We start from the raw sequence: 4,077 nt of genomic DNA, 5'->3' as shown, positions 1-4,077 counted from the left end.
TTGGGCCCTTTCCGGAATAATTAGAATATCCTGATCTTTTAAAAGACTCATAGCTTTACGAAGCGAGCTGTCCTGAATTGGGAAAAGATCCTGATGGGCAAAGTGGAACATCGCTAAAATAGAAGCAGTCCACGGACCAACCCCCTTTAGCCGGGTGACATCGGTAATTAACTCTTTCGACCCCATGCCAGACCACGACTGTACCCTATCCGGTTCTTTTTGCTGACATTGCGCAACACGACTAATAGCGGCAGCTTTGGTGCGACTAACGCCGCAACTCATAAGTTCTTCGACCGGAAGATAAGCGATACCTCCGGCACCAAGTGATTTAGCCTTTTGCTCAGCTCTTTCAATGATGGTCGCCGACGCTTTCAATGACAGCATTTGACGGATAATAATCCGGGGTAATGCCTCAATTACCGGCATATGTGAAGGAGCAAGCAACTCTCGTGACGGTAACTGTAACAACAGCAAATCGATACCCGGTTGAGTATCGATAAGGTGCTGTCGGATTATTTCAGGTGTTGTTTCCATAAACCTATTATGCGAACACAGTGAAGCTCTGTCGACTAATAGCTAACAATTTCCCTTCCTCACTCCATAAGCCTGCTCTACTGTGGCCATAGCCATGTTCCGCATGCTCAATAAAAGCTTCGTACTGAAACCAGTCGTTGGTGTTAAATTCGTCCAGGGGGAGATCCGGAAATTCGATAGTCCAGGTAAGTGACGAAGCCGGCGCGGGGCTATCCAGGTGAGGGAGCACCGCAGGTGGCCAGGCATCAACTAACGCCAAAACTGCTGCTGTGGTCAGTTCTTGCTGCTCTTTACGAAAGCGTATCCAGCCACCAAAGGTTCGACCCGGCTGCCCACTAAATGGCATACCACCGGAAGTAATACGGTAATCAAAGTTTTTTGCAAATTCAGGAACAATATCGGCTTCAGGTAAGCCAGGACCGTCATTAATTGTTTTTAAGTCAGGCGGTGTTTCACCGCTAACCGATACAGAGGATGAGCGCCCTTTACCTAAGCTGGCTAATCCAGCTAACATGACTTCGTCATTTTGTGTTATTTCAACCGACACCTGCAACACAGAAGATCCCTGTCTTAATACCCGATAACTTAACGTTGCATCCCCTGGTGTCGCCGGCGCGACAAAAGAAATAGCTAAACTACGCAAATGGTAATCTCCCGGGAACTGCCGCAATAGAAACTGTGCAGCTAAAGCCGCACTAAAACCACCAAAAAATGCCCTACCCTGTGCCCAGCCTTCCGGTAGCTTAATGGTTTGATTGTTTTTGTCGTTTTCTATTAACGCTAAAGTCTCGTGAAACAGCATGACGCTTCCCTGTTAAACAGTTGTTTGAATTAGCTATTAAGAATACCAATTATCACCATGATGACAAAGGATGTTATTAGCAAAAACCAATAAACCGCGTTACTAGCATAAAGGTTTTATAAACATATCAGCGAAGGAGGAATTGTCGAATAACTCTGGAGGTGCGTAAAAAGCAAAAAAGCCCAACTCAAGGAGCTGGGCTTTTTTGCTAAATTTGGCGGAGAGGGAGGGATTCGAACCCCCGGTGGGAATGAACCCACGCCTGATTTCAAGTCAGGTGCATTCAACCGAGCTCTGCCACCTCTCCGTATTGTTTGTTCTCTTCAACTGCGTCGTTGAGAACGAAGCGAATATTAAAGACCTAAATTACGCTTGTAAAGGAAAAATTTGAACAAAGTGTCCGTTTGGGCGTTTATTAGACAAACTGAACGTTTTTCGCTAGAAATTACCCTTTAATTTCCTACCCAAGGCCCCCATTAATGCTGTAGTATTTAGGAAACTTTTTAAATAAAAAACCGTCTTAACAGACAGTAAGTTCAACACGGAGAAATCTATGAACAATCGCAGTCAGACTTATGTCGGTCAGAACGAATCGACGCTGGCCGTTAATAAGGTACTACGCAACACTTATACATTATTGGCAATGACACTGGCTTTCAGTGCTGTTGTTGCAACTATCAGCACTATGATGAACTTACCTTATCCGGGCCTCATCATTACTTTAGTTGCCTACTTTGGTTTGCTTTTTGGTATTCACAAGACCAAAGATAGCGGCATGGGTATTGTATTAACCTTCGCTCTAACTGGCTTTTTAGGTTACACCCTTGGCCCTATCCTTAATATGGCACTGTCAATGCCTGGGGGCGGCGAGATGGTTGCTACTGCGCTAGGTGGTACAGCCCTGACGTTCTTTGCAACTTCAGCCTATGTCTTAACCACTAAAAAGGACATGTCTAAATTAGGTGGCCTGGTTACTGCCGGTATTATCATGGTCTTTGTAGCGATAATAGCTAACCTGTTCTTCCAGTTGCCAGCATTACAGCTTGCAATCTCTGCTATCATGATTCCATTAATGGCTATGTTGATTATGTGGCAGACCAGCGACATCATTAACGGTGGCGAGCGCAACTACATCCTTGCAACAGTGACTTTGTATGTCTCAATTTATAACTTATTCCTTAGCATGCTACAGCTGCTAATGGCGTTTGGCGGCGACGAATAAAAGCGACTGCCTACAGGGTTACAATAAACGCCCCGCCATGCGGGGCGTTTTTGTTTAAAGTGAGTATTTATGGCCAAAATAACGCTCATAGTTCAAAACAGTGCTAAAGAACAGCTAAAGTCTCAGGAAGCTTTATCCTTTGCTCTCGCTGCAATTAACGGCGGCCATGAGATTGCTTGTATCTTTTTCTACCGGGAAGCCGTGAATCATGCACTACTGACAACACCGGTTGAAAATAAAGCTTTAATAAATCAATGGGAAGCAATGAGCCGTCAGCATAATGTCCCCTTAGTGGTGTGTCACACGGTAGCAGAGCGTAAAGGAATTGAAGAGTTCCACCCAAGTTTTCAAGCTTCGGGCTTGACCGCTCTGGCAACAGCTATTGCCAACAGTGACCGGACTTTACAATTTTAACCATTATGAAGAAAATCGCTATTTTACAATGCAGTTCAGACACTAACGCAGCAACCGAAGCATTAGATGTCGCTTTATCGCTGGCAAGCTTTGATCACCCTGTTCAACTCATACTGGCAGGCGAAGCAGTTAACTGCCTACTCAATAGCCCTTCAAAGCGTTACGGCATGCTGGAGCTACTCGATGCAGAACCTATCGCTATAAGCTCAGAGTCTACAATTAACATAGACGCTCTGCCGGATTCGTTAGACACAGTAATTATTTCTGCAAATGAACTAAAGCAGCACCTGGATCAATTTGACGAGGTTCTACAGTTCTCATGACATCTACCCTGCACTGGTTAAGAAATACGACACTAACTCAATGGTTAGCACAGTACAGTCATTTACTCGGCAATAGGGACGCTCTGCTTATTTCCGGGGAACAACTGGGTCAGTTACCTGATAAGCAGCCTGTAAAGCAGTCAATATATGCCAGAAAAAATGACGCTGAGTGTTTAGGAAATACCTTACCAACTTATGTCATGTTAAAATCTGACGAAGAATGGGTTGAACTGGTTCTCAGTTTTCAGCAGCAAATTACCTGGTAGTCCGCATGATTGAATTTAACGGTAAAACATACGAAACCGACAAGCACGAGTATTTAGCCAATATTGATGACTGGAATGAAAAGCTGGCCCTGCATATTGCGGAGCTTGAAAGCATTGATATGACACCGGCACACTGGGAAGTTGTCAATTTTGTACAAGACTTTTACCGAGAATTCGATACCAGTCCTGCTATGCGTGTTTTGGTTAAAGCCATGAAAAAGCAGTTGGGAGAAGATAAAGGCAACAGTCGTTACCTTTACAAATTGTTCCCGAAAGGCCCGGCTAAGCAGGCCACACGAATTGCGGGCCTGCCGAAACCAGCTAAGTGCATTTAGGGTTAACCTTAGCCCTTAATAACTTCAAGGCCACCCATATAAGGCCGCAGGGCTTCAGGCACAACTATTGAGCCGTCTTCCTGTTGGTAGTTCTCCAGTACAGCGACTAACGCCCGGCCTACTGCCAGTCCAGAGCCATTTAGTGTGTGCATAAGCTCTGGTTTTTTCGCACCCTTGCGGC

The 4,077-nt window shown here is 45.1% G+C and carries 7 protein-coding genes, 1 tRNA gene and 1 pseudogene; 5 read left to right on the top strand and 4 right to left on the bottom strand.

The window, feature by feature from the left end; genetic code table 11:
• From B3180_RS13375 to B3180_RS13365, 3 genes are all read right to left on the bottom strand, one after another.
• A partial coding sequence (locus tag B3180_RS13375) for a 3-methyladenine DNA glycosylase (RefSeq protein WP_286845037.1) occupies nt 1-534 on the bottom strand: 534 nt, incomplete at its 3' end.
• 7 nt (nt 535-541) lie between these two features.
• Entirely contained in the window at nt 542-1,336 is a 795-nt protein-coding gene (locus B3180_RS13370; RefSeq protein ID WP_222235376.1) for a thioesterase family protein, read from the bottom strand.
• Nucleotides 1,337-1,551: 215 nt separating this feature from the next.
• Nucleotides 1,552-1,643: transfer RNA gene (locus B3180_RS13365), tRNA-Ser, on the bottom strand.
• Nucleotides 1,644-1,889: 246 nt separating this feature from the next.
• Between B3180_RS13365 and B3180_RS13360 the strand changes: the two genes are divergently transcribed.
• The 5 genes from B3180_RS13360 to B3180_RS13340 all read left to right on the top strand — a co-directional run bounded on the left by B3180_RS13360 (nt 1,890) and on the right by B3180_RS13340 (nt 3,896).
• A complete protein-coding gene (locus B3180_RS13360; RefSeq protein WP_054487847.1) occupies nt 1,890-2,558 on the top strand; it encodes a Bax inhibitor-1/YccA family protein in 669 nt (222 codons plus the stop codon).
• Nucleotides 2,559-2,627: 69 nt separating this feature from the next.
• Entirely contained in the window at nt 2,628-2,972 is a 345-nt protein-coding gene (gene tusD / locus B3180_RS13355) for a sulfurtransferase complex subunit TusD (protein WP_278358702.1), read from the top strand.
• 5 nt (nt 2,973-2,977) lie between these two features.
• Entirely contained in the window at nt 2,978-3,295 is a 318-nt protein-coding gene (locus tag B3180_RS13350) for a DsrE family protein (RefSeq protein ID WP_222235378.1), read from the top strand.
• Nucleotides 3,292-3,561 (top strand): hypothetical protein, encoded by a 270-nt coding sequence (locus B3180_RS13345; protein ID WP_278358703.1) that lies wholly within the window; start codon nt 3,292-3,294, stop codon nt 3,559-3,561. Before B3180_RS13350 ends, B3180_RS13345 begins: the two co-directional genes overlap by 4 nt.
• Nucleotides 3,562-3,566: 5 nt before the next feature.
• A complete protein-coding gene (locus B3180_RS13340; protein WP_224797388.1) occupies nt 3,567-3,896 on the top strand; it encodes a TusE/DsrC/DsvC family sulfur relay protein in 330 nt (109 codons plus the stop codon).
• A gap of 8 nt (nt 3,897-3,904) precedes the next feature.
• On the opposite strand, the pseudogene B3180_RS13335 reads toward B3180_RS13340, so the two are convergent.
• Nucleotides 3,905-4,077: pseudogene (locus B3180_RS13335) on the bottom strand (serine--tRNA ligase); the annotation flags it as partial.

It is taken from the genome of Idiomarina sp. UBA4206 (assembly GCF_002383015.1).
Lineage (GTDB): Bacteria > Pseudomonadota > Gammaproteobacteria > Enterobacterales > Alteromonadaceae > Idiomarina > Idiomarina abyssalis.
Note: the sequence above shows the minus strand (reverse complement) of the source record. Positions and strands in the feature narration are given on the sequence as shown.

Coding starts and splice junctions, on each gene's coding strand:
- B3180_RS13370 (WP_222235376.1), bottom strand. CDS start 1,336: ATGCTGTTTCACGAGACTTTAGCGTTAATAGAAAACGACAAAAACAAT.
- B3180_RS13360 (WP_054487847.1), top strand. CDS start 1,890: ATGAACAATCGCAGTCAGACTTATGTCGGTCAGAACGAATCGACGCTG.
- tusD (WP_278358702.1), top strand. CDS start 2,628: ATGGCCAAAATAACGCTCATAGTTCAAAACAGTGCTAAAGAACAGCTA.
- B3180_RS13350 (WP_222235378.1), top strand. CDS start 2,978: ATGAAGAAAATCGCTATTTTACAATGCAGTTCAGACACTAACGCAGCA.
- B3180_RS13345 (WP_278358703.1), top strand. CDS start 3,292: ATGACATCTACCCTGCACTGGTTAAGAAATACGACACTAACTCAATGG.
- B3180_RS13340 (WP_224797388.1), top strand. CDS start 3,567: ATGATTGAATTTAACGGTAAAACATACGAAACCGACAAGCACGAGTAT.